This window comes from Acidiphilium multivorum AIU301 (assembly GCF_000202835.1).
In the GTDB taxonomy this organism is placed as follows: domain Bacteria; phylum Pseudomonadota; class Alphaproteobacteria; order Acetobacterales; family Acetobacteraceae; genus Acidiphilium; species Acidiphilium multivorum.
Window position 1 is genome coordinate 1,434,288 of the sequence record NC_015186.1, and the last position, 21,939, is coordinate 1,456,226.

The window sequence follows — 21,939 nt, forward strand, 5'->3', positions numbered from 1 at the left end:
ACGATGGGCAGCTTCCTCGCGGTCATGGCGCTCGCCGCCCTGTTCGGCGGCATGCTGTTCTTCGGCGCGGTGATGACCCCGCTGGTCTTCTCGAAACTGCCGCCGGACGTGGCCGGCCCGTTCATCCGGGCCGCCTTCCCGCGCTACTACCTGTTCATCACGGTCACCTCGGCGCTCGCCGCCATCGGCCTGCTGATCCGCGGCAATCCGTGGTACGCGCTGCTGGCGGTGATCGTCACCGGCATCACCCTCTGGCTCTGGCTCGAATGGATGCCGCACCTCAACGCCGTGCGCGACGCCGGCAACCAGGTGGATTTCCAGCGCGGCCACCGGCTCTCGGTCTGGGTCAACCTCGTCCAGTTCGTGATCGTGTTCGCGCTGCTCGCCGGCCTCGCCGGCTGACCGAACGTCCTCGGCCGGACTTCTGGTCCGGCCGGTTTTCCGAAAAATCAGTTACCTATGGGAAATTCCTGATCCAGCCGATCAGGCACTCACATCCCGCATGAGTCGAGCCTGATCACCCGCACCATCGCCCCTTCCGGCTCGGCCGGCGCATCCGGCGCGCGCAGCAGCAGCGCATCGGCCTGCGCCAGCCGGCTCAGCATCGCCGAATCCTGCACCGGGAACGGCGTCACCCGCCAGCCGCCCGCCTCATCCCGCGCCAGCGTCGCCCGCAGATGATCGGCCCGGTGGTCGTTCGCCGCCAGCGCCACGGTGCAGCGCGCGGGCTCGGTCGGCGGCGCCTCGTCCGGCCGCCCGGTCAGCCGCGCGATCGCGGGGCCAAGGAACAGCACCGCGCAGACCAGCGCCGACACCGGATTCCCCGGCAGTCCCAGCACCGGCACGCCGCCCAGCATCCCCGCCATCAGCGGCTTGCCCGGCCGCATCGCGATCTTCCAGAAATCGACGTCGAGCCCCCGCTCGGCCAAGCCCGCCTGCACCAGGTCATGCGCGCCGACGCTCGCCCCCCCGGTCGTCACCAGCAGGTCGGCCCGCGCCGCCGCCGCCGCCGCCGCGCCGATCGCGGCGCGGTCGTCCGGCGCCACCGGCAGGATCACCGCCTCGCCGCCCGCCGCGCGGATATAGGCCGCCAGCGCGTGCGAATTCGAGCTGACGATCCCGCCCGGCGGAATCGGCTCGCCCGGCATGGCGATCTCGTCGCCGGTCGCCAGCACCGCGACCACCGGCCGCCGCCGCACCGCGAGCCAGGGATGGTTCGCCGCCGCCGCCAGCCCGATATCGCGCGCGCCCAGCACCCGCCCCGCCGCCAGCAGCGTCTCGCCCGCGGCGAAATCCTGCCCCGCCCGGCGGATATGCCGCCCCGGCCGCGCCGCCTCGCGCAGCGTCACCGAGGCGTCGTCATGCTCGGTATCCTCCTGGATGACGATGGCGTCCGCCCCCGCCGGCACCACGCTGCCGGTGAACAGCCGCACCGCCTCGCCCGGCCCCACCGTGCCCGCGAACGGGTGCCCCGCCGGCGCCGCGCCGATCACCCGCAGCCGCATCCCCGCCACGCCATCGGCGGCGCGCAGCGCGAACCCGTCCATCGCCGAAACGTCATGCGGCGGCTGGGTCAGCCGTGCGACCACCGGCTCGGCCAGCACCCGCCCCGCAGCCGCCGCCAGCGGCACGATCTCGGCGCCCGTCGGCGCCAGCAGCGCCAGAATCCGCTCCCGTGCCTCGCCGACGCTGATCATCGCTCACTCCTGCCTGAAATCGCCCGATTTCCCGCCGGACTTGCGGATCACCCGCAACCCCTCGATCCGCATCTCCCGCTCCGCCGCCTTCAGCATGTCGTACACCGTCAGCGCCGCGACCGAGGCAGCGGTCAGCGCCTCCATCTCCACCCCGGTCGGCCCGGTGGTCTTCACCGTCGCCGCGATGCGGATGCCCGGCAGCGCCGCGTCCGGCTCCAGCTCCAGCGTCACCCCAGCGATCGCCAGCGGATGGCAGAGCGGGATCAGCTCCGAGGTCCGCTTCGCCGCCATGATCCCGGCGATCCGCGCCGTCGCCAGCACGTCGCCCTTCTTCGCCGTGCCTTCGGTCACCAGCGCCAGCGTCTCCGCCCGCATCGTCACGTGGCAGGCGGCGGTCGCCTCCCGCGCCGTCTCGGCCTTGCCGGAGACGTCGACCATCCGCGCCGCCCCCCGCTCGTCGATATGGGTGAGGCGGCTCATGCCCCGAGCCCGAGCAGCCGGCGCGTCGCGGCGACGATGTCGTCCTGCCGCATCAGGCTCTCGCCGACCAGGATGCCCTGCACCCCCACCGCCTTCAGCCGCTTGATGTCGTCATAGTCGCGGATGCCGCTTTCCGCGACCACGAAACGCTCCGGCGGAATCTGCCCGGCGAGCCGCTCGGAGACCGCGATATCGGTCTGCATCGTCTTGAGATTGCGGTTGTTGATGCCGATCAGCCGGGCCTGCAGCCCGAGCGCGCGGTCGAGTTCCGCCTCGTCATGCACCTCGACCAGCACGCTCATGTCGAGCGCGCTCGCCAGCTCCTCGAAGGCCCGCGCCTGCTCGTCGCCCAGCGCCGCCATGATCAGCAGGATGCAGTCCGCCCCCATCGCGCGGCTTTCGTAGATCTGCCACTCGTCGAGGATGAAATCCTTGCGCAGCACCGGCAGGTCCACCGCCTCGCGCGCCGCCTGCAGGTGCGCGGGCTGGCCCTGGAAATATTTCCGGTCGGTCAGCACCGAAAGGCACACCGCCCCGCCCTCCTGATAGGCGCGGGCGATCGTCGCCGGGTTGAAATCGGCGCGGATCAGCCCGGCCGAGGGTGACGCCTTCTTGATCTCGGCGATCAGCCCGGTCCGCCCGGAGGCGGCGGCGTCCATCAGCGCGCGGGCGAAGCCGCGCGGCGGCGGCGTGTCCTTCGCCCGTGCGCGCATCTCCTCCAGCCCGGTCTCCGCCTTCGCCGCCTCCACCTCGGCCAGCTTGTCGGCGCAGATCGTCTTCAGCACGTCGTGTTCGATCTTGTCGTTCATCGGATCAGGCCATTTCCCGGGTTGTCGCCGCTTGCGGCCCGGCGCCGGCGCGGCGCAGCCGCTCCAGCGCCGCCGCCGCGGCACCGTCATCGATCGCGCGGGCCGCCAGCGCCGCGCCCTCGCGCAGGGTTTCCGCCCGTCCCGCCACCATCAGCGCCGCCGCCGCGTTCAGCAGCACGGCGTCGCGATAGGCGCCGGGCGCGCCGGCGAGCAGGTCGCGCAGCGCCGCGGCGTTGTGCGCGGCATCGCCGCCGATGATCGCCTCCAGCGGCGCGCGGGCGAGCCCGGCATCCTCCGGGCTCACCCTCATCTCGACGATCCGCCCGCCCTCGAGCGAGACGACATGGCTCTCCCCGGCGATGGTCAGCTCGTCCAGCCCCTGGCCATGCACCACCATCGCCCGCTCGGTGCCGAGCCCGGCCAGCGTCTCCGCCATCGGCCGCGCCCAGGCGGGGTCGAACACGCCCACCAGCTGCCGCTTCACCGAGGCCGGGTTGGCGAGCGGCCCGAGCAGGTTGAAGATCGTGCGGGTGCCGAGCGCGATCCGCGCCGCGGCGGCGTGGCGCAGCCCGGCATGGTGGCGCGGCGCGTAGAGGAACACGCAGCCCGCCTCGCGCAGGATCGCCGCCAGGCTCTCGAAGGGCGGCTCCACCGGTACGCCGAGCGCGGCCAGCACATCCGCCGCCCCGGCGCGCGAGGAGAGCGCGCGGTTGCCGTGCTTGGCCACCGGCACGCCGGCGCCGGCGAGCACGAAGGTCACCGCGGTCGAGATGTTGAGCGTGCCCACGCCGTCGCCGCCGGTGCCGCAGACATCGATCGCCCCCGGCGGCGCCGCGATCGGCCGCATCCGCGCGCGCATCGCCCGCACCGCGCCGGTCAGCTCCGCCACCGTCTCGCGCCGCACCCGCATCGCCATCAGCATCCCGGCGATCTGCGCGTCATTCGCCTTGCCGTCGATCACCGCGCCGAACGCCGCCTCGGCCAGCTCCTCGGACATCGTCTCGCCCCGCCCCAGCCGGTCGAGCACCGGCTTGAGATCGGCGAGGATCTCGCCCGGCCCCTGGTTCCGCCCGCGGGCGATGCCGAGGAAGTTGCGCAGCAGCGTGTGCCCGTGCGCGGTGGCGATGCTCTCGGGGTGGAACTGCACGCCGAAGATCGGCAGGTCGCGGTGCCGCAGCCCCATGATCAGCCCGTCCTCGGTGAAGGCGGTGGGGATCAGCGTCTCCGGCAGCCCCTCGCGCTCCACGATCAGCGAGTGATAGCGCGTCGCCTCGAACGGGTCGGGCAGCGTCTCGAACACGTCCGAGCCCTGGTGCCGGATCGGCGAGATCTTGCCATGCATCGGCACCGGCGCGCGCACCACCCGCCCGCCGAAGGCCTGGCCGATCGCCTGGTGCCCGAGGCAGACGCCGAGAATCGGCACCTTGCCGGCCGCCGCCGCGATGAGGTCGAGGCAGATCCCCGCCTCGTTCGGCGTGCACGGCCCGGGCGAGAGCACGATCGCCTCCGGCCGCATCGCCAGCGCCTCCTCCACGCTGATCCGGTCGTTGCGGTGCACCGCGCATTCCGCCCCGAGATCGCCGAAGAACTGGACGAGGTTGAAGGTGAAACTGTCGTAGTTGTCGATCAGCAGGATCATCGGGCCGGCGCCTCGTTGGGGGTGACGTACTGGCCGGCATCCTCGGCGGCGCGGAACAGCGCGCGCGCCTTGGCGTGGCTCTCGGCGAGCTCGGCGTCGGGGTCGGAATCGGCGACGATGCCGACCCCGGCCTGGACATAGAGCCGCCCGTCCCTGATCAGCGCGGTGCGCAGCGCGATGCAGGTATCCATCGTGCCGTTGGCGGCGAAATAGCCGATGCACCCGCCATAGAGCCCGCGCCGGCTGGGCTCGAACTCCTCGATGATCTCCATCGCCCGCACCTTCGGCGCGCCCGAGAGCGTGCCCGCCGGGAAGCCGGCGATCAGCGCGTCCAGCGCGTCCGCCTCGGGCCGGATGCGGCCCTCGACATTCGAGGAGATGTGCATCACGTGCGAGAACCGCTCGATCACGAAGCTCTCGGTCACGTTGACCGAGCCGATCTCGGCGACGCGGCCAACATCGTTGCGCGCGAGGTCGAGCAGCATCAGGTGCTCGGCGCGCTCCTTCGGGTCCTCCAGCAGCTCGGTCTCCAGCGCCTCGTCCTCGGCGCGCGTCGCCCCGCGCCGGCGCGTGCCGGCCAGCGGGCGGATCGTCACCGTGCCGTCGCGCAGCCGCACCAGGATCTCCGGGCTGGAGCCGACCGCCTGATAGGCGCCGAAATCGAGGAAGAACAGGAACGGCGCCGGGTTGATCCGCCGCAGCGAGCGATACAGCGCGAAGGGCGGGAGCGTGAATTCCTGCTCGAAGCGCTGGCTCGCCACCACCTGGAACACGTCGCCGGCGGCGATGTAGTCCTTGCCCCGCAGCACCATCGCGCGGAACTCGTCCTCGCTCATGTTCGAGGTCGCCGGCCCGGCCGGCGCGGCATGGCCGGGCAGCGCCGGCGTCGGCCGGTCGAGCGCCGCCATCGCCGCCTCGATCCGCCCGGTCGCGAGGCTCCAGGCCTCCGCCGCCGAAACCCCCGCGCGCGGCCAGACCGGTGCGGCCAGCGTGATCTCGTCGCGCACCGAATCGAAAATCGCGAACACCCCCGGCCGCATCAGCACGGCGTCGGGAATCCCGAGCACGTCCGGCTTCACCGCCGGCAGCTCCTCCATCAGCCGCACCATGTCATAGCCGAGATAGCCGACCAGCCCGCCGGTCATCGGCGGCAGGTGGTCCGGCAGGTCGAGCCGCGTCGCCGCGATCAGGTCGCGCAGGCTCTCGAAGGCCGGGCGCGGATCGGCCGCGTAGCCTTCCGCGTCCGCCGCCGGGTCGCGGTTCACGCTCACCTGGCCGCGGTCGCACCGCCAGATCAGGTCCGGCGCGAAGCCGATCACCGAATAGCGCCCGCGCGCCGCCCCGCCCTCGACGCTCTCGAGCAGGAAGGAATGCGCCGTGCCGTGCGCGAGCTTGAGGAAGGCGGCGACCGGCGTGATCAGGTCGGCGGCGAGCAGTCGCCAGGCCAGCGCGCCCCGCCCGGCATCGTAGGCGGCGCGGAAACGGGCGTGCTGGTCGGTCTCGGATGTCATCTCGCTGGCCTCAATTGCTGATCTGGTTCAGCAGCTTCGTGTTGATCTTCACATGGTCGCGCTGGCGCAGCGCCGCGGCATAGGTCTGCAGCACGTCTTCCTGCATCGACTGGCCGAGCGAATCGGCCACCCGCTGGTGGAACGCCGCATCGCTGCCCGGCTTCGGCTCGGCGATGTCGCTCACCACGCCGACGACGAAGCCCTCCTGCGTCTGCACCATGGTGGGCGCGCCCTTCTTCAGGCTGAACGCCACCTGGGCGAGCTGCGGCGGCACGCCCTTGGCCGGCTTCGCGCGCGTCATCGGCGCCGAGGTCGTCACCGTCAGCCCCGCCGCCGAGGCCGCCGCCGCCAGGGTCTTGCCACCCTTCACCGCGGTCAGCAGCTTCGCCGCCGCCACCTCCTCCTGCCGCTCCACCTGCGCGCCGGTCCAGTCGGCCAGCACGTCGGCCTTCACCTTGTCATAGGGCTTGAGCGCCGGCTTGATGATCCGGTGCACCGCGATGGCGTAATAGCTGTCGCCCGGCCCGCTCACCGCCTGCGGGGTGTTGCCCGGCGCGGTGGCGAAAATCGCCTTGACGATCGCCTGCCGCAGCGCCGCCGGCCCGGGAATCCCCGCCGGCTTGCCGTCCACCGTCATGCCCTCGCGGTCCACGCTCACCCGCGCCTTGGCGAGATGCAGGCTCGCCGGCAGCTTGCCGAGCGCCGTGCTGCCCGCCAGCGCGTCCTGCAGGTGGCTCAGCGTGTTGTCCACCACGTTGCGCGCCTTGCGCAGCTGGATCTCGGCGCGGATCTGGTCCGCCACCGCCGAGAGCGGCTTGTCGCCGCCGGCGACGGCCTTCGTCACCTTGAACACATAGGTGCCGAGCGCCCCCTTCACCGGCGCGGAAACCTCGCCCGGCGTCGCCGCGAACGCCGCCTTGGCCAGCGTGGCCGAGGGCAGGTCGGAGGGCTTCGCGTCGGTCATGACGATGGCGGTGGCCGTCGCCGCGGCGGCCGCCTTCTGCATCGCCGCCCAGTCGGCCCCGCCCTTCCACGCCTTGGCCAGCGCCGCGGCGTTCTTCGCATCCTCCGCGGTGATGATCTCGACGGTCCGCGTCGGCGTCTGCGCGAATTTCGCCTTCTCCTGCTGGTACTGCGCCGCGATCTCCGCCTGCGACACCGCCTCGCCCCTGGCGATCAGCGCCGGCGAGAGCACGACGACGTCCGCATCGCGCAGCGCCGGCGTCGAGAACCGCCCCGGATGATCCCGCCAGTAGCGCCGCAGCACGGTCTCGGCCGGCGCCGGCGGCGGGTTGGCGGCGGCGAAGGGCAGCTGCGCGAACTGCACCGTCCGCTCCTGCGCGGCATAGGCGAAGATCTGGTCCACCAGCGGCGCCGGCGCGCTCACCCCGGCGGTCACCGCATCGATGATCTGCGACGTCTTCAGCCCGCTGGCGATCTCCGCCATGAACGCCGCCGGCGTCAGGTTGTGGTTGGCGAGCACAGCGTTGAACGTCGCCTTGTCGAACTTGCCGTCCGGCCCGTGGAACGCCGGAATCGCGAAGACCTGCTGGCGGATCGCCGCGGGCGGTGCCACCACCCCCATCCGTCGCGCCTCCAGCTCCATCGCCGCGCGGTCGATCGCGGTGCCCAGCGCCTGGTCGGCGAACAGCCGGCGCTCGCCCTTGCTCGGCTCGCGGCCGCTGTTCTGCGTCGCATAGGCGTTCAGCGTGCGCTGGTAGGCGGCATTCACCGCCTCGATCTTGATCGGCTGCCCGCCCACCGTCGCGATCGCGTCGGACGCGCCGATGCCCATCACCACGCTGGAGACGCCCCAGAACACGAACACGCCGATCAGCACGACGAAAAACGCGCGCACGATCCAGTTGTCGAGCAGTTGGCGGATCATCGAAAGCATGCGGCAGAACCCTCATCCAGCGGGAAAGCCGCGTCTTACCACGGGCGCGCCCGATTGCCACCCGGCCCCGCCTCGTCTACCTCGGTCGCGCCACGTCAGGAGGACAAGCGCATGCCCCAGCTGATCGCCGGAAACTGGAAGATGAACGGCACCCTCGCCGGCATTGCCGCCTATGCCGCCGCCCTGCGTCCCGCCTCCCCGGGCGCGGAGCTGCTGGTCTGCCCGCCGGCGCCGCTGATCGCCCCGCTGCGCGCCGCCCTCGACGGCGCCCCGGTCGCCCTCGGCGCGCAGGACTGCGCGGTGAAGCGCTCCGGCGCGCATACCGGCGACCTCTCGGCCGACCTGCTGGCCGAGCTCGGCGCCACCCATGTCATCCTCGGCCATTCCGAGCGCCGCGCCGATCACGCCGAATCCTCCGCGACCGTGCGCGAGAAGGCGCGCACCGCGATCGCCGCCGGCCTGGTCCCGATCATCTGCGTCGGCGAAACCGAGGCCGAGCGCGATTCCGGCGAGGCCGAAACCGTGGTCCGCGCCCAGCTCGCCGGCAGCCTGCCGGAGGAGCTGGCCGGCCAGACCGTCCCCGGCGTCGTCGCCCCCGGCATCATCGCCTACGAGCCGGTCTGGGCGATCGGCACCGGCCGCACCCCCACCGAGGAGGACGTCGCGGCGATGCACGCCTCGATCCGCGCCGCCCTGCGCCGCCAGCTCGGCGCCGCCGGCGCGACGATGCCGATCCTTTACGGCGGCTCGGTCAAGCCCTCGAACGCCGCGTCCCTGCTCGCCCTGCCCGAGGTCGGCGGCGCCCTGGTCGGCGGCGCCAGCCTCAAGGCAGAGGACTTCCTGGCGATTGCCTCCGCCGCGGCGCGGGACTAGAGGACGCCGTCGACCCGACAATCGGGCATCCCCGCCCCGCCGGATGGTTCCATCCGGCGGGCTGATGCTCTAGAACCCGCGCGTCACTCCGAAAGGCCGCCACGCTCCCATGATCACCGTTCTGCTCGTCCTCCAGGCGTTCATCACCATTGCCCTGATCGGCGTCGTGCTGATCCAGCGCAGCGAGGGCGGCGGCCTCGGCCTCGGCACCAGCCAGGGCATGGGCAGCTTCATGACCGGGCGCGGCACCGCCAACCTGCTCACCCGCGTCACCGCGGTGCTGGCGACTCTGTTCATGGTGCTCTCGCTCGTCCTCGCCCTGCTCTACCGGCATGGCGGCGGCGGCTCGGCCGAATCGATCCTGAACGCGCCGCCGCCGGCAAGCCCCGCGAAGAAGGCGGCCCCGGCCTCGCCGCTCGCCCCGCTGCCGCCCATCCCCGGCGAATCGACGCCCGCGACCACCCCGCCCGCCGCGCCGGCCCCCGCCGCACCGAATTCCGCCGCGCCGAATACGGCGACGCCGAAGCCCGCCTCGCCGGTGCCGGCCCCGTCGAAACCCGCGCAGAGCGCCCCGGCGCCGACAAGGCAGTAATGCGCGCGCCCTCATCTGCCCGGCGCGGGGTTTTGCACCGCGCCGCCCTCTGCTATGGCGGAAGCCCATGACCCGGTATGTGTTCATCACCGGCGGCGTGGTTTCCTCGCTCGGCAAGGGTATCGCCTCCGCCTCCCTCGGCGCGCTGCTGCAGGCGCGCGGCTATTCGGTCCGCCTGCGCAAGCTCGACCCCTATCTCAACGTCGATCCGGGCACGATGAGCCCGTACCAGCACGGCGAGGTCTTCGTCACCGACGACGGCGCCGAGACCGATCTCGATCTCGGCCATTACGAGCGCTTCACCGGCGTGCACGCCACCAAGTCGGACAACGCGACCACCGGGCGCATCTATTCCGAGGTCATCGCCCGCGAGCGCCGCGGCGACTATCTCGGCGCCACCGTGCAGGTCATCCCCCACATCACCGACGCCATCAAGCAGGCGATCCTGCGCGAGACCGCCGGGCTCGATTTCGTCCTCGTCGAGATCGGCGGCACGGTGGGCGACATTGAGAGCCTTCCCTTCCTCGAAGCCATCCGCCAGCTCGGCAACGAGCTCGGCCCGCACGATGCGATGTTCGTCCACCTCACCCTGGTGCCCTACATCCCGAGCGCCGGCGAGCTGAAGACCAAGCCGACCCAGCATTCCGTCAAGGAACTGCTGAATGTCGGCATCCAGCCGCACATGCTGATCTGCCGCTGCGACCGGCCGATCCCCGAGGGCGAGCGCCGCAAGATCGCGCTGTTCTGCAATGTCCGCCCCGAGGCGGTGGTCCCCGCCCTCGATGTCGGCACGATCTACGAGGTGCCGATCTCCTATCACGAGGCCGGGCTCGACCGCGAGGTGCTCCGCCATTTCGGCCTGCCGCACGATGCCGAGCCCGATCTCGGCCGCTGGCGCCGCATCGTCGAGACGGTGCGCAACCCCGAGGGCGAGGTCACCATCGCCGTCGTCGGCAAATACACCAACCTGCTCGACTCCTATAAGTCGCTCGGCGAGGCGCTGACCCATGGCGGCATCGCCAACCGGGTGCGGGTCCGGCTCGACTGGGTCGATTCCGAAATCTTCGAGCAGCCCGGCGCCGTCGCCCGGCTCGACGGGGTGCACGGCATCCTCGTCCCCGGCGGCTTCGGTGAGCGCGGCACCGGCGGCAAGATCGAGGCGGTGCGCTTCGCCCGCGAGCGCCACGTCCCCTTCCTCGGCATCTGCTTCGGCATGCAGATGGCGGTGATCGAGGCGGCGCGGAACCTCGCCGGCCTGCCCGGCGCCTCCTCCACCGAGTTCGGCCCCTGCGAGGTGCCGGTGGTCGGCCTGCTCACCGAATGGGCCCGCGGCAACGAGATCGAGCGCCGCGCCGCCGAGGGCGATCTCGGCGGCACCATGCGCCTCGGCGCCTATGCCGCCACCCTGGTCGAGGGCAGCCTGGTCCGCGCCGTCTATGGCGACGCCGCGACGATCGAGGAACGCCACCGCCACCGCTACGAGGTCAACATCCACTACCGCGAGCGGCTGGAATCCGCCGGCCTGCGCTTCTCCGGCCTCTCGCCGGACGGGCTGCTGCCGGAAATCGTCGAATACCCCGACCATCCCTGGTTCATCGGCGTGCAGTACCACCCCGAGCTGAAGTCCAAACCCTTCGACCCGCACCCGCTCTTCGCCGGCTTCATCGAGGCGGCGGTCAAGCAGATGAGGCTGGTATGATCATGAAGACGGTCGAGATCGGCGAGCTGCGCGTCGGCAACGACCTGCCCTTCACCCTCATCGCCGGCCCCTGCCAGATCGAGAGCGCGGAGCATGCGGGCGAGGTCGCCGGCGCGCTCGCGGCGATGACGCGCGAACTCGGCATCGGCCTGATCTTCAAGTCGAGCTACGACAAGGCCAACCGCACCTCGCTCACCGCCGGCCGCGGCGTCGGCATGGCGCAGGGGTTGCAGATCCTCGCCGATATCCGGGCGAAATTCGGCATCCCCGTGCTGACCGACGTGCACGACGCCGCCCAGTGCGCCCCCGCCGCCGAGGCGGTGGACGTGCTGCAGATCCCCGCCTTCCTCTGCCGCCAGACCGACCTGCTGCTCGCCGCCGGCCATACCGGGCGGGCGATCAACGTCAAGAAGGGCCAGTTCCTGGCGCCGTGGGACATGCGCAACGTCGCCGCCAAGATCGCCAGCACCGGCAACGAGCGCATCCTGCTCACCGAGCGCGGCGCCTCCTTCGGCTACAACACCCTGGTCTCCGACCTGCGCGCCTTGCCGATCATGGCGCAGACCGGCTACCCGGTGGTGTTCGACGCGACCCATTCGGTCCAGCAGCCCGGCGGCCAGGGCACCGCCTCGGGCGGCCAGCGCGAATTCGCCCCGATCCTCGCCCGCGCGGCGCTCGCGGTCGGCTGCGCCGCGGTCTTCATCGAGTGCCATCCCGACCCCGACCACGCACCCTCCGACGGGCCGAACATGATCAGGCTGGCGGAGATGCCCGCCCTGCTCGCCCGGCTGCAACAGTTCGACCGTCTCGCCAAATCCGCCTGACGCCGGCTTCCGCCGCCCCCTGTTCGGGCAGCCCTATTCCGGCAACCCGCGCCGCAGGTCCGACAGCGTCGCCTCCAGGTCGATGGCGCGGTGCGAAAGGATCTCCAGCTCCCGGTCCTCCAGCGGATCGGCGTCCGGCCGCAGCCGCCGCCGTTCCGCCAGCGCCGCATCCCGCTCCGTCAGCAGCTGCATAATCTCGCCGCGATACAGGCCGAACACCCCGGCCACCACCCGGCTGGCGACGTCCCCGCCGGAGGGCGCATAGCGCGCCGCCACCGCCCGCGCCGCCGGCGCCGGGAGAAAAACCTCCTCCGTCACCCAGCGATTGGTGGTGAACAGCCCCGCCGGCCGCCCGGTGGCATCGAGCACGATGGCGACGAGGTGATGCGGCGCCGCCGCCGAATGCCGCCCGCCCGGCCGGTGGAAGCAATGGATATGCCCGGCCTCCGCCGCGCGCGTGCCGGAATCATGGGCGTGGAAATAGAACTGCGCCCGGCTCGCCTCGTCCCACGCATCCTCCTCCGGGTAGTGCCGGAAGGCGACGAAGGGATCGTCGCCGACGAGGGCGGCGATCAGGTTGCCGCCCCCCGCCTCGGCCTCGCGCAGCGCGGCGACCAGCCCGGCCGCCGCCAGCAGCCGCGCGTCATCCATCTATTTCGACGAGCACTTCCCGGATTTCGACATGTCCGATCCCTTGGACATGTCCGATCCGTTCGACATGCCCGACCCCTTGGACATGTCGGATCCGTTCGACATGCCCGACCCGTTCGACATGCCGGATTTCGACGATTTCGTGGCCTTCGCGCCGGAGCACATGCCGCTGCCGCTGGTGGCGGCCTGCGCCGGCAGCGCCGCGGCGAGCCCGGCGATGGCGACGGCGGAGCCCAGGGTCAGCGCGGCACGGCTGATGGTCTTGCGTTCGGGCATCGGATATTCCTCCTTCTGAATAGGTGCCCTGCACGTAGCGCGGAACCCATCGCGGTCAAGGCAGATGGAGGCGGATTCACGGCACCGCAAAGCGGCGCGCTATTTCTCGACGAAGGCCTTCTCGATCACGTATTCGCCCGGCCGCGACGAGCTGCCCTCGGTGAAGCCGCGCACTTCCAGCAGCGTCGTCATGTCGTCGAGGAAGGCGGGGCTGCCGCACAGCATCACCCGGTCGTCCTTCGGCCCGAGCGGCGGCAGGTCGATCCCCGGCCCGAAATTGCCGGTTTCGAGAATCTGGGTGATCCGCCCGTTATGCCGGAACGGCTCGCGCGTCACCGTCGGGTAATACAGCAGCTGCTTGGAGACCTGCGCGCCGATGAACTCGTCCGCCGGCAGGATCTTGGTGATGTATTCCTCATAGGCGAGGTCGCTGACATGCCGGCAGCCATGGATCAGCACCACCTGGCGGAACCGCTCGTAGATGTCCGGCTCGCGGATGATGCTCATGAACGGCGCCAGCCCGGTCCCGGTGCCGAGCAGGTAGAGCCGCTCGCCGGGGTGCATGTTGTCGGCGAGCAGCGTGCCGGTCGGCTTGCGCCCCACCAGCACCGGGTCGCCCGGCTTCACGTGCTGCAACCGCGAGGTCAGCGGCCCGTCCGGCACCTTGATGCTGAAGAATTCCAGATGGTCGTCATAGCTGGCGCTGGCCATCGAATAGGCGCGCAGCAGCTTCTTGCCCTCGACCTCGAGCCCGATCATGGTGAACTGCCCGGCGACGAAGCGGAACGCCGGGTCGCGCGTCACGGTGAAGCTGAACAGCCGGTCCGTCCAGTGATGGACCTGCGTGACGGTCTCGGTATTGAAGGCGCTCATCTGTCGCGAAGACTCCGTCGCTCGTGCGGCCGCCGGCCGGCCCTGATCGATCAACTTAATTACGGACGGGGCGGTCGATATCAACCCCGCCCGTCACAAGTCTGCCCCGGCCGGCGCAGCGGGCCTCGCCGCCCTCTCGACAAGGAGGGCCGCTTTGGCCAAAACCCGCGCAGACCAAGGAGACGAACCCATGAGCCAGACCTATGTGGACGCGGCGGGCCTGCGCGTCGCCGCCGAGCTTCACCAGTTCATCGAGACCGAGGCGCTGCCCGGCACCGGGATCGAGTCCGGCGCCTTCTGGCAGGGTTTCGCCGGCCTCATCGCCCGTCACGCCCCCCGCAACGCCGAGCTCCTCGCCGAGCGCGACCGTCTCCAGGCCGCGATCGACGACTGGCACCGCTCCCGCCGCGGCCAGCCGGTCGACCCCGCCGCCTACGAGGCCTTCCTGCGCGAGATCGGCTACCTCAGGCCCGAGCCCGGCGACGTGAAGGTCACCTCCGAGCGCGTCGATCCCGAAATCGCCGCCATCGCCGGCCCGCAGCTCGTCGTGCCGGTGATGAACGCCCGCTACGCGCTGAACGCCGCCAATGCCCGCTGGGGCAGCCTCTACGACGCGCTCTACGGCACCGACGCGATTCCGGAGTCCGGCGGCCTCGAGCGCGGCAAGGCCTACAACCCGCAGCGCGGCGCCGCCGTCGTCGCCCGCGGCCGCGCCTTCCTCGACGATCATTTCCCGCTCGCCACCGGCAGCCACGCCGATGTCCGCGCCTGGCGCGTGCATAACGGCCATCTCGCCGCCGTGCTCGAAAGCGGCGAGACCGGCCTGAAGCACGCCGCCCAGTTTGCCGGCTATCGCGGCGAGCCCGCCGCCCCCACCGCCGTCCTGCTCCGCCACCACAACCTGCATGTCGAGATCGCGATCGACCCGACCAGCCCGATCGGCCGCACCGACAAGGCCGGCGTCGCCGACCTCATCGTCGAATCCGCGATCAGCACGATCATGGACGCCGAGGACAGCGTCGCCGCCGTCGATGCCGAGGACAAGGTGCTGGTCTACCGCAACTGGCTCGGCCTGATGGCCGGCACGCTCAGCGAACAGGTCGAGAAGGGCGGCAAGACCTTCACCCGCGCCCTCAACCCCGACCGCGCCTACACCGCGCCGGACGGCTCGACCCTCACCCTCCCCGGCCGCGTGCTGATGCTGGTCCGCAATGTCGGCCACCACATCTATACCGACACCGTGCTCGACGCCGCCGGCAAGCCGATCCCCGAGACGATCCTCGACCTCGTGGTCACCTCCCTCTGCGGCCTGCACGACATCCGCCGCACCGCCGGCCTGCGCAACTCCCGCGCCGGCTCGGTCTACATCGTCAAGCCGAAGATGCACGGCGCCGACGAGGTCGCCTACGCCAACGGCCTCTTCGCCGCGACCGAATCCCTGCTCGGCCTCGCGCCGGACACGCTGAAGATGGGCATCATGGACGAGGAGCGCCGCACCTCGGCCAATCTCAAGGCCTGCATCGCCGCCGCCGCCAGCCGCATCTTCTTCATCAACACCGGCTTCCTCGACCGCACCGGCGACGAGATCCACACCTCGATCGAGGCCGGCCCGATGATCCGCAAGAACGAGATCAGGAACACGCCCTGGATCAAGGCCTATGAGGACCGCAACGTCGATATCGGCATCGTCTGCGGCCTGCCCGGCCACGCCCAGATCGGCAAGGGCATGTGGGCCGCGCCCGACGCGATGGCGGCGATGCTCGAACAGAAGGTCGGCCACCCCCGCGCCGGCGCCAACACCGCCTGGGTGCCCTCGCCCACCGCGGCCACGCTGCACGCCCTGCACTACCACATGGTCGATGTCGCCGCCCGCCAGGCCGAGCTCGCCGCCCGCCCGATGGGCTCCCTCGCCGACCTGCTGACCATCCCGCTGGCCGATCGCCCGAACTGGCGGCCGGAGGACATCCAGCAGGAGCTCGACAACAACGCCCAGGGCATCCTCGGCTATGTCGTCCGCTGGATCGACCAGGGCATCGGCTGCTCCAAGGTGCCGGACATCCACAACGTCGCGCTGATGGAAGACCGCGCCACCCTTCGCATCTCCGCCCAGCACATCGCCAACTGGCTGCACCACGGCATCGTCTCCGAGGCGCAGGTGATGGAGACGATGAAGCGCATGGCCGCGGTGGTCGATGGCCAGAACGCCGGCGACCCGGCCTACCGCAACATGGCCCCGGGCTTCGACGGCGTCGCCTTCCAGGCGGCGTGCGACCTCGTCTTCAAGGGCCGCACCCAGCCGAACGGCTACACCGAGTTCATCCTGCACGACCGCCGGCGCGAGGCCAAAGCCTCCGCCTGATTTTTCGCGCCTCCACCGCCGCCGCGTCCGCACCGGGCGCGGCGGCCGGCACTCCCCGCGCCCTCACGGGCCGCGGAATGTGTCAGGCGGAACGGAGCAGAAACTCAGCTCCGCGTCGGCGTCGGGTCGATCACGTTGGCGCAGGTATCGGTCGGCGCCGCCGCCACCGGCCCGACCAGCGGGACGATCTTCAGCCCCGCCGACGTCACCCGGCACGGCGCCGCCACCAGCCCACATCCCGACAGCGCCCCGGCCACCAGACCCAGCAGCGCCGTCGTCCCGATCCATTTCATCACATTCGTGCTCATCCCCCCAGACTGAACCACTCCCACCCTACCGCGTCCATACCGGCAGATTGTGTCTCAGAAATGTGGAGACATTCTCATTTAGTTACGCTAATGTTTCAGTCATGGTGTCCAGTCAAAATCGATCCGCTTTCGCCTATGATTATGCGGCACAACAAAATCTGGCGGTCATCCGGCCGATCGCGGAAGCATTGTCCGCCCACATGGCCGATGATTTCTATAAATTCCTCGCCGACGAACCGGACATGGCCGAAACCCTGCGCCATCTCAGCGACACGGAATTTGTCGGCCTGCAAAATAAACTGCGGAATTACGTCGGTTTCATCCTCTCGGACCGCCTGACCGACGCCGATCACCGCGCCACCGCCCGCCGGCTCGGCCGCCTGCACGGCCAGCTCGGCATCCGCCCGCGCTGGCTGATCCAGCTCTACAGCCACCTGCAATCCAATCTCCAGCAGGCGATCCGCGCCACCGTCCCCGAAAGCGAGGCGCGCGAGGCCGCCGCCGCGATCGTCTGCCACCGCATCTTCGCCGACCTGCGCGAGCAGTTCGCCGGCTACGAGGAGCTGGAGGCCGAAATCGCCGCCTCCCTCGCGCAATGCGAGACCCTCGCCCTCGAATCGACCAACTTCAACGACCTCGTCACCGGCGTGCTCGAACTGCTGGGCGGCTTCACCGGCACGGTCTCCGCCTTCTTCGCCCGGGTCGACCATGAGGGCGAACTGCAGATCGAGGCCTCCGCCGGCGCCGCCGGCCCGCGCTACCACCAGGCCATGGAGTCCGGCGAGGTGCCGCGGATCAGCATCGACCCCGATCTCGAGGCCGGCCGCGGCCCCGGCGGCCGCGCCTGGCGCGAGAGCCGCATCATCTGCTCGGATGCCTGGTCGATCGAGGCTGAAAACCGTCCCTGGCACGAGCTGGGCCGCCAGCTCGGCTTCCGCTCCAGCGCCGCGGTGCCGATCCTGAACGAGGCCGACCGCACCATCGCCCTGCTCAGCCTCTATGCCGGGGTGCCGCGCTTCTTCTCCGCCCCGCGCATCTACAATTTCCTCCTCCATCTGCAGCAGATGCTGAGCCACGCGGTGCAGCGCTTCAGCCGCGCCCCGGTCATCCCCCTGCACGAGCGCCAGCGCTACCGCCGCCTGCTCGATTCCGGCCGCGTCACCTTCCATTTCCAGCCGATCATCGACCTCGACGACGGCGCCCTGCGCAAGCTCGAAGGCCTCGCCCGGCTGATCGGCGAGGACGACGCCATCGTCGAGCCGAAGCATTTCATGCCCGCCTTCGGCTCGGAGGATCTCTTCCGCCTCTTCGCGATCGGGCTCGACGAGGGAGCGAAGGCCTGCCGCGAGGTCGCCGCCCTCGGCACCGATGTCACCATCGCCCTGAACTTCCCCGCCGAGGGCATGGGCGATCCCCGCTTCATCGACATCCTGTTCGCCAGGATGCGCGCGCACGGCCTGCTGCCCCACCAGATCCAGCTCGAAATCCTCGAGGGCCACGATTTCGGGGTGGACGAAACCGTGCAGCACGATTTCCTCCGCCGCATCCGCGACGCCGGCATCCGCATCGCCGAGGACGATCTCGGCTCCGGCCACAGCTCCCTCCTCCGCCTCGACCGCTTCGGCTTCGACGACGTGAAGATCGACCAGGCCCTGGTGCAGAGCGCGCTCTACCGCCCCGAACGGGCGCTCGAATTCATCCTCTACCTCACCCGCCTCGCCCATTCCTTCGACATGAAGCTGACCGTCGAGGGCCTCGCCAATGCCGGCATGGTCGAGGCCGCCGCCATTCTCGGCGCCGATTACGGCCAGGGCTACGGCATCGCCCGGCCGATGCCGCTGGACCGGCTCGTCGAATGGCATCGCGGGTTCCGCTACAAGGTGGAGGTCACCGCGCCGAAAACCGCGCTCGGCGCCCTCGCCGCCTATCTCGGCTGGTGCATGCGCGCGCAGCAGACCCAGTCCGAGCGCCGCGCCCTCGGCCCGGTGGATGCCGAGGCGAGGATCGCCGCCTATCTCGGCGCCCGCCCCGAGGCCGCCGCCCGCGTCGGCCCGCTGGTCGAGCGCCATTTCGCCGGCGAGTTTTCCTCGCACGAGGAAATCCGCGGCCGCATCGTCCAGGAACTCACCCTGCTCTGGTTCGACGAACTGGCCGAAGCCGGCAGCGACGGCTGAATCGCCGGCCGCGCCCGGCTTCGTCTTGCCCACCCCCCGCCCTTCGTGGTGCTCTGCTGGCATGGACGCCGCAGCACCACACCCCGACGCCGCTGCCCTGTATCCCGACGGCGCTGCCCTGGCCGCCCGCCTCGAGGCGATCGTCGCCGCGCTGTGCGAGGTGCTGGCGGCGAAGGGCCTGGCGCGCGGCCTGACCGGCGCGCTGATCGTGCTGGTCTGGACCCGGCTGCGCCGCCTCGCCGCCCGCTTCGCCATTCTTTTGCTCCGCCCCCCGGCGCCGCCGCGCTGCCGCAATTTCGCTCCGCGCCGCCCGGCGCCCGACACCAAACGCCCCGCGACACCGCGCCCCCTGCCGCGCGGCCGGTTCTGGCTGCGCCGCGCCCTGCCCGAACTCGCCGGCGTCACGGCGCAACTCGCCCACCTTCTCGCCGAACCGGAGATGGCGGCGCTGCTCGAAGCCCGCCCCGCCACCGGCCGCGCGCTCCGCCCGCTCTGCCACCTGCTCGGCCTCCGCCCGCCGCCTTCGCTGCGACTGCCCCGCCCGGCGCCGCCTTTGCGCCCACCCCGCCCGGCCGCGGTTCGGCCACAGCCAGACCCGCCCGAAGCCGCGCCGGTTTCGCGCCCGCGGCCGCCACGCCGCCGTCCCTTCCGTCCGTCCCGCGCCGCCGCGTTTCGCGCCTGAGCAGCCGCATCCCGGCACGCCCTTATCGTTACGTTCACAAAACGATATAATTCCGCAACCCGGCCCCGCGCGTCCGCTCAAGCAGGATTGATGTGGCGGCTCTGGACTCCGCCCCCGCCGGACCAATCTGCCGGACATGGACAGGATCGCGCCTTTCGCTCCCGCGCTCATCCTGGCCGCGCTCGGCATCGCCGTCCTCGGCCTGGCCGGCTGCACCACGACCGCCGGCGCGCCGTATGGCGGCTCCGCCTATTATGCCCCGCCATCCTTCGGCTACGGCGCGCCCTACGGATACGGCGCCGGCTACGGTCCGGCCTACGGCCCCATCTATCAATACCCGGACTATGCCCCGGACGACGAGCATGCCGACGATGACGACCGGTTCGACGACGACGATCACGATGGAGATCGCGCCGGCGACCACGATGGCGACCATGACGACGACCACGACGGGCACTGACCCGCGCCCCGTTCCATGCGTAAACGGCATGAGACTTAGCCTGAACCGGCACGTTCCGCCGCCGCCGCCGCATCGCCACCTCCGGAACCAAGGCGGGGATCGATCCCCGCGACATGAACAAGGAGTTTTCCGATGCGTACTTTTGCAATCGCCGTCACCGCCCTGACCATGCTGGCCGCCCTGGCGCCGCTCGCCGCCCGCGCGGATGTCGCCGGCCCGTCCGGCCAGGCGCAACTGACCTCCGCCTCGGCCTCATCCGCGCAGTCCGGCGGCCGGGCGGTCTTCCAGCATCAGCTGAACCGGATCCACCAGCTCGAAGCCCAGCACTGAGCACTCCATCCGATCAGATGATGCTCTGATCGCGATCCCGGCCCCGCCCTAGCGACGGGGCCGTGGGGTCAGAACCGGCCCGAGACGGCGAAGAGGAAGCGCCAGCGCTCCAGCTTCGCCGCCTCGCGCGGCTTCACCAGCTCGTTGCCGGCGCCGAGCGTCAGCTCGAAATGGCGCAGCAGCAGCATCCGCACGCCACCGCCGGCCGATGCGCCGGTATCCACCGGATACTGGTAGATCGTCTGCCGGTTCCAGATCCGGCCCCAGTCGGCATAGCCGAACGCCGCCAGCCCCGAGATCAGCTTCGGCGCGACGTGCTGGAGCAAGGGCAGCTTGTGGCTCAGCTCGGCGGACATCTCGATCCCGCTATCGCCCGCCATCACCGCCGCCGGATAGGCCCGGCCGAACTCGCTGCCGCCGAACAGGAACTGCTCGCTCCCCGGCAGATGGTTCAGCGCGTACTGGGCGTTGGCCCGCACGGTGAGGAAGAACGATTTCGGCAGCGCCTGCAGCCGCACCAGGCTCACGTCGAACTTGGTGAAGCCCGGCCCGCCATAGGCGAGGCTGCCGCGCCGCGCCCCCAGCGCGTTGATCCCCTCGCTCACCGTGAACGACCCGCTGTCGATCCCGTTCCAGTCCCCCGCCCGCGCGAAGATCAGCCCTTCCCGCAGCGTCCGCGTCCGCTCCGAGACCGCCGTCTGCCCGAGCAGCGCCTCGTTGCTGTTCAGGTAGTCCGCCTCCACCGAGGCATCGAGCTGCCGGGTCTGCGTATAGATCAGCGGGTCGGACAGCCGCACGCTCGCGATCTGCGCCGTCCCCGAATTGATCGCCCCGACCGGATGGGTGATCAGCTCGCCCATCGTGACGGTCACGGTCGTCCCGTTGGTCCCGATCGGCTCCTGATGCACGATCCCGTAATACTGGTAGCGGCGGATCCTCGCCGGCGCGCCGAATACCAGCTGGTCGCGCTCGCCCTGGCGGAACAGCCCGTTCACCGTCACGTTCGCCGTGCCCTGCACGATGTCGAGCTGGCGGTCGCCGGCATTGTTCACGTCGAACCCCGCCTCCACCGTCCGGCGATGAATCCCCAGCAGCAGCCGCACGACCCCGGGCTGCCCCGGCATCGGCCGCAGCTCGCTGCCCACCTTGAGGCCGGGAATCGACTGCATCAGCAGCAGGTTTCGCTCCAGCGTCGCCCGGTGCAGCGGCTGGTCCGCGACGATCCGCGCCGCGTAATGCTTCAGCAGCCCGAGACTCGCGCCCTTCGTGTTGCCCTCGATCGTGACCGCGCCGACATGCCCCTCGATCACCCGCACGACCACCTGGCCGCCGGCGAAGTTCTGCTGCGGCAGCGACACCGAATAGAGCGCCAGCCCCTGATGCTGGCACAGCCGCCCGATCGCGATCAGGATCGCCGAAAGCTGCGCGCTGCCGACGCGATGCCCGACCATCCCCCGCCAGGTCGCCGCCACCGCGGCGGGCGGCAGCGTCGTGGCGCCCTCGACCCGCACCCCGCGCAGCACGAACGGCGAGATGCCCGACACCGAAGGCGTCGGCGGCTTCTGCTTCGGCACCTGCTCCTTCGCCAGGTTGGGCAGCCGCACGCTCTGCCCGAGCTCGTTCTGGTTGATGATATGCGGCGCCAGCTGCGCCCGCGCCGCCGGTGCCAGGCCGGCCAGCAGCAGTATCGCCGGCACGCCAAGGCCAACCGCGCCGCGGGTCCCGCGTCGCGCCCCGAAAGTACCCGTCATTTTTGTTCTCACAGTCCCGTCCGCAAGCCGCCCGATCCCAGATCACATGCAGAG

21 protein-coding genes are annotated in these 21,939 nt (G+C 70.9%); 11 read left to right on the forward strand and 10 right to left on the reverse strand.

Going from position 1 to position 21,939, the window contains the following annotated elements; translation table 11 throughout:
• The first annotated feature begins 3 nt into the window (after positions 1–3).
• Positions 4–402, forward strand: a complete 399-nt coding sequence (locus ACMV_RS06290) for a DUF4149 domain-containing protein (RefSeq protein ID WP_007423740.1) — start codon at positions 4–6, stop codon at positions 400–402.
• Positions 403–491: 89 nt separating this feature from the next.
• Here the strand turns inward: ACMV_RS06290 and ACMV_RS06295 are convergent, their stop codons facing one another.
• From ACMV_RS06295 to ACMV_RS06320, 6 genes are read right to left on the reverse strand one after another with little or no spacing between them, the layout of a single operon-like run.
• Positions 492–1,697: a molybdopterin molybdotransferase MoeA gene (locus ACMV_RS06295; protein WP_013639891.1), complete on the reverse strand. Its 1,206-nt coding sequence runs from the start codon at positions 1,695–1,697 to the stop codon at positions 492–494.
• A 3-nt stretch (positions 1,698–1,700) separates the two neighbouring features.
• Positions 1,701–2,177 (reverse strand): cyclic pyranopterin monophosphate synthase MoaC, encoded by a 477-nt coding sequence (moaC, locus tag ACMV_RS06300; RefSeq protein WP_007423144.1) that lies wholly within the window; start codon positions 2,175–2,177, stop codon positions 1,701–1,703.
• The gene (gene trpC / locus ACMV_RS06305) at positions 2,174–2,986 is read right to left on the reverse strand and encodes an indole-3-glycerol phosphate synthase TrpC (protein ID WP_007423145.1); all 813 of its coding nucleotides are present in this window, start codon (positions 2,984–2,986) and stop codon (positions 2,174–2,176) included. Before trpC ends, moaC begins: the two co-directional genes overlap by 4 nt.
• Before the next feature lie 4 nt (positions 2,987–2,990).
• Positions 2,991–4,625 (reverse strand): bifunctional anthranilate synthase component II/anthranilate phosphoribosyltransferase, encoded by a 1,635-nt coding sequence (locus ACMV_RS06310; protein WP_013639892.1) that lies wholly within the window; start codon positions 4,623–4,625, stop codon positions 2,991–2,993.
• Positions 4,622–6,136, reverse strand: a complete 1,515-nt coding sequence (gene trpE / locus ACMV_RS06315) for an anthranilate synthase component I (protein ID WP_013639893.1) — start codon at positions 6,134–6,136, stop codon at positions 4,622–4,624. Before trpE ends, ACMV_RS06310 begins: the two co-directional genes overlap by 4 nt.
• 10 nt (positions 6,137–6,146) lie before the next feature.
• Positions 6,147–8,033 carry a peptidylprolyl isomerase gene (locus tag ACMV_RS06320; protein WP_013639894.1) on the reverse strand — a complete coding sequence of 629 codons (1,887 nt, stop codon included), beginning with the start codon at positions 8,031–8,033 and terminating at the stop codon, positions 6,147–6,149.
• Between the two features lie 111 nt (positions 8,034–8,144).
• Between ACMV_RS06320 and tpiA the strand changes: the two genes are divergently transcribed.
• From tpiA to kdsA, 4 genes are all read left to right on the forward strand, one after another.
• Positions 8,145–8,906 carry a triose-phosphate isomerase gene (tpiA, locus tag ACMV_RS06325; protein ID WP_011942092.1) on the forward strand — a complete coding sequence of 254 codons (762 nt, stop codon included), beginning with the start codon at positions 8,145–8,147 and terminating at the stop codon, positions 8,904–8,906.
• 109 nt (positions 8,907–9,015) lie between these two features.
• Positions 9,016–9,498 (forward strand): preprotein translocase subunit SecG, encoded by a 483-nt coding sequence (gene secG, locus ACMV_RS21965; protein ID WP_011942093.1) that lies wholly within the window; start codon positions 9,016–9,018, stop codon positions 9,496–9,498.
• Positions 9,499–9,565: 67 nt separating this feature from the next.
• Positions 9,566–11,197, forward strand: a complete 1,632-nt coding sequence (locus tag ACMV_RS06335) for a CTP synthase (RefSeq protein ID WP_007424662.1) — start codon at positions 9,566–9,568, stop codon at positions 11,195–11,197.
• Positions 11,194–12,021 carry a 3-deoxy-8-phosphooctulonate synthase gene (gene kdsA, locus ACMV_RS06340; RefSeq protein ID WP_007424661.1) on the forward strand — a complete coding sequence of 276 codons (828 nt, stop codon included), beginning with the start codon at positions 11,194–11,196 and terminating at the stop codon, positions 12,019–12,021. Before ACMV_RS06335 ends, kdsA begins: the two co-directional genes overlap by 4 nt.
• Positions 12,022–12,054: 33 nt before the next feature.
• Here the strand turns inward: kdsA and ACMV_RS06345 are convergent, their stop codons facing one another.
• The gene (locus tag ACMV_RS06345; protein WP_007424660.1) at positions 12,055–12,672 is read right to left on the reverse strand and encodes a DUF6969 family protein; all 618 of its coding nucleotides are present in this window, start codon (positions 12,670–12,672) and stop codon (positions 12,055–12,057) included.
• Between the two features lie 31 nt (positions 12,673–12,703).
• On the opposite strand from ACMV_RS06345, the gene ACMV_RS06350 reads away from it, so the two are divergent.
• On the forward strand, positions 12,704–12,967 hold the full coding sequence (locus ACMV_RS06350; RefSeq protein ID WP_013639895.1) for a hypothetical protein: 264 nt from the start codon (positions 12,704–12,706) through the stop codon (positions 12,965–12,967).
• An 80-nt stretch (positions 12,968–13,047) separates the two neighbouring features.
• On the opposite strand, the gene ACMV_RS06355 is transcribed toward ACMV_RS06350, so the two are convergent.
• Positions 13,048–13,821 (reverse strand): ferredoxin--NADP reductase, encoded by a 774-nt coding sequence (locus ACMV_RS06355; RefSeq protein WP_007424659.1) that lies wholly within the window; start codon positions 13,819–13,821, stop codon positions 13,048–13,050.
• Between the two features lie 190 nt (positions 13,822–14,011).
• Here ACMV_RS06355 and ACMV_RS06360 point away from each other — a divergent pair, with 190 nt between their 5' ends.
• On the forward strand, positions 14,012–16,180 hold the full coding sequence (locus ACMV_RS06360) for a malate synthase G (RefSeq protein WP_013639896.1): 2,169 nt from the start codon (positions 14,012–14,014) through the stop codon (positions 16,178–16,180).
• Between the two features lie 104 nt (positions 16,181–16,284).
• On the opposite strand, the gene ACMV_RS06365 is transcribed toward ACMV_RS06360, so the two are convergent.
• Complete coding sequence (locus ACMV_RS06365; protein WP_081479229.1) at positions 16,285–16,473, reverse strand: DUF6726 family protein; 189 nt, start codon at positions 16,471–16,473, stop codon at positions 16,285–16,287.
• 116 nt (positions 16,474–16,589) lie between these two features.
• Between ACMV_RS06365 and ACMV_RS06370 the strand changes: the two genes are divergently transcribed.
• From ACMV_RS06370 to ACMV_RS06385, 4 genes are all read left to right on the forward strand, one after another.
• Complete coding sequence (locus tag ACMV_RS06370; protein WP_007424656.1) at positions 16,590–18,662, forward strand: EAL domain-containing protein; 2,073 nt, start codon at positions 16,590–16,592, stop codon at positions 18,660–18,662.
• A 61-nt stretch (positions 18,663–18,723) separates the two neighbouring features.
• Positions 18,724–19,344 (forward strand): hypothetical protein, encoded by a 621-nt coding sequence (locus ACMV_RS06375; RefSeq protein WP_013639897.1) that lies wholly within the window; start codon positions 18,724–18,726, stop codon positions 19,342–19,344.
• A 136-nt stretch (positions 19,345–19,480) separates the two neighbouring features.
• Positions 19,481–19,804 carry a hypothetical protein gene (locus ACMV_RS06380; protein ID WP_007423579.1) on the forward strand — a complete coding sequence of 108 codons (324 nt, stop codon included), beginning with the start codon at positions 19,481–19,483 and terminating at the stop codon, positions 19,802–19,804.
• Positions 19,805–19,936: 132 nt separating this feature from the next.
• The gene (locus ACMV_RS06385; protein ID WP_013639898.1) at positions 19,937–20,134 is read left to right on the forward strand and encodes a hypothetical protein; all 198 of its coding nucleotides are present in this window, start codon (positions 19,937–19,939) and stop codon (positions 20,132–20,134) included.
• Between the two features lie 68 nt (positions 20,135–20,202).
• Here ACMV_RS06385 and ACMV_RS06390 read toward each other — a convergent pair whose 3' ends face one another.
• Positions 20,203–21,885, reverse strand: a complete 1,683-nt coding sequence (locus ACMV_RS06390) for a ShlB/FhaC/HecB family hemolysin secretion/activation protein (protein ID WP_013639899.1) — start codon at positions 21,883–21,885, stop codon at positions 20,203–20,205.
• Positions 21,886–21,939: the final 54 nt, after the last annotated feature.

What these genes read in the sequence shown, in the direction of transcription:
- tpiA (WP_011942092.1), top strand. Translation starts at nt 8,145, where the DNA reads ATGCCCCAGCTGATCGCCGGAAACTGGAAGATGAACGGCACCCTCGCC.
- ACMV_RS06335 (WP_007424662.1), top strand. Translation starts at nt 9,566, where the DNA reads ATGACCCGGTATGTGTTCATCACCGGCGGCGTGGTTTCCTCGCTCGGC.
- ACMV_RS06350 (WP_013639895.1), top strand. Translation starts at nt 12,704, where the DNA reads ATGTCCGATCCCTTGGACATGTCCGATCCGTTCGACATGCCCGACCCC.
- ACMV_RS06375 (WP_013639897.1), top strand. Translation starts at nt 18,724, where the DNA reads ATGGACGCCGCAGCACCACACCCCGACGCCGCTGCCCTGTATCCCGAC.
- ACMV_RS06320 (WP_013639894.1), bottom strand. Translation starts at nt 8,033, where the DNA reads ATGCTTTCGATGATCCGCCAACTGCTCGACAACTGGATCGTGCGCGCG.
- ACMV_RS06295 (WP_013639891.1), bottom strand. Translation starts at nt 1,697, where the DNA reads ATGATCAGCGTCGGCGAGGCACGGGAGCGGATTCTGGCGCTGCTGGCG.
- kdsA (WP_007424661.1), top strand. Translation starts at nt 11,194, where the DNA reads ATGATCATGAAGACGGTCGAGATCGGCGAGCTGCGCGTCGGCAACGAC.
- ACMV_RS06310 (WP_013639892.1), bottom strand. Translation starts at nt 4,625, where the DNA reads ATGATCCTGCTGATCGACAACTACGACAGTTTCACCTTCAACCTCGTC.
- moaC (WP_007423144.1), bottom strand. Translation starts at nt 2,177, where the DNA reads ATGAGCCGCCTCACCCATATCGACGAGCGGGGGGCGGCGCGGATGGTC.
- trpE (WP_013639893.1), bottom strand. Translation starts at nt 6,136, where the DNA reads ATGACATCCGAGACCGACCAGCACGCCCGTTTCCGCGCCGCCTACGAT.
- trpC (WP_007423145.1), bottom strand. Translation starts at nt 2,986, where the DNA reads ATGAACGACAAGATCGAACACGACGTGCTGAAGACGATCTGCGCCGAC.
- ACMV_RS06365 (WP_081479229.1), bottom strand. Translation starts at nt 16,473, where the DNA reads ATGAAATGGATCGGGACGACGGCGCTGCTGGGTCTGGTGGCCGGGGCG.
- ACMV_RS06385 (WP_013639898.1), top strand. Translation starts at nt 19,937, where the DNA reads ATGCGTACTTTTGCAATCGCCGTCACCGCCCTGACCATGCTGGCCGCC.
- ACMV_RS06355 (WP_007424659.1), bottom strand. Translation starts at nt 13,821, where the DNA reads ATGAGCGCCTTCAATACCGAGACCGTCACGCAGGTCCATCACTGGACG.
- ACMV_RS06360 (WP_013639896.1), top strand. Translation starts at nt 14,012, where the DNA reads ATGAGCCAGACCTATGTGGACGCGGCGGGCCTGCGCGTCGCCGCCGAG.
- ACMV_RS06345 (WP_007424660.1), bottom strand. Translation starts at nt 12,672, where the DNA reads ATGGATGACGCGCGGCTGCTGGCGGCGGCCGGGCTGGTCGCCGCGCTG.
- ACMV_RS06390 (WP_013639899.1), bottom strand. Translation starts at nt 21,885, where the DNA reads ATGACGGGTACTTTCGGGGCGCGACGCGGGACCCGCGGCGCGGTTGGC.
- ACMV_RS06370 (WP_007424656.1), top strand. Translation starts at nt 16,590, where the DNA reads ATGGTGTCCAGTCAAAATCGATCCGCTTTCGCCTATGATTATGCGGCA.
- ACMV_RS06290 (WP_007423740.1), top strand. Translation starts at nt 4, where the DNA reads ATGGGCAGCTTCCTCGCGGTCATGGCGCTCGCCGCCCTGTTCGGCGGC.
- ACMV_RS06380 (WP_007423579.1), top strand. Translation starts at nt 19,481, where the DNA reads ATGGACAGGATCGCGCCTTTCGCTCCCGCGCTCATCCTGGCCGCGCTC.
- secG (WP_011942093.1), top strand. Translation starts at nt 9,016, where the DNA reads ATGATCACCGTTCTGCTCGTCCTCCAGGCGTTCATCACCATTGCCCTG.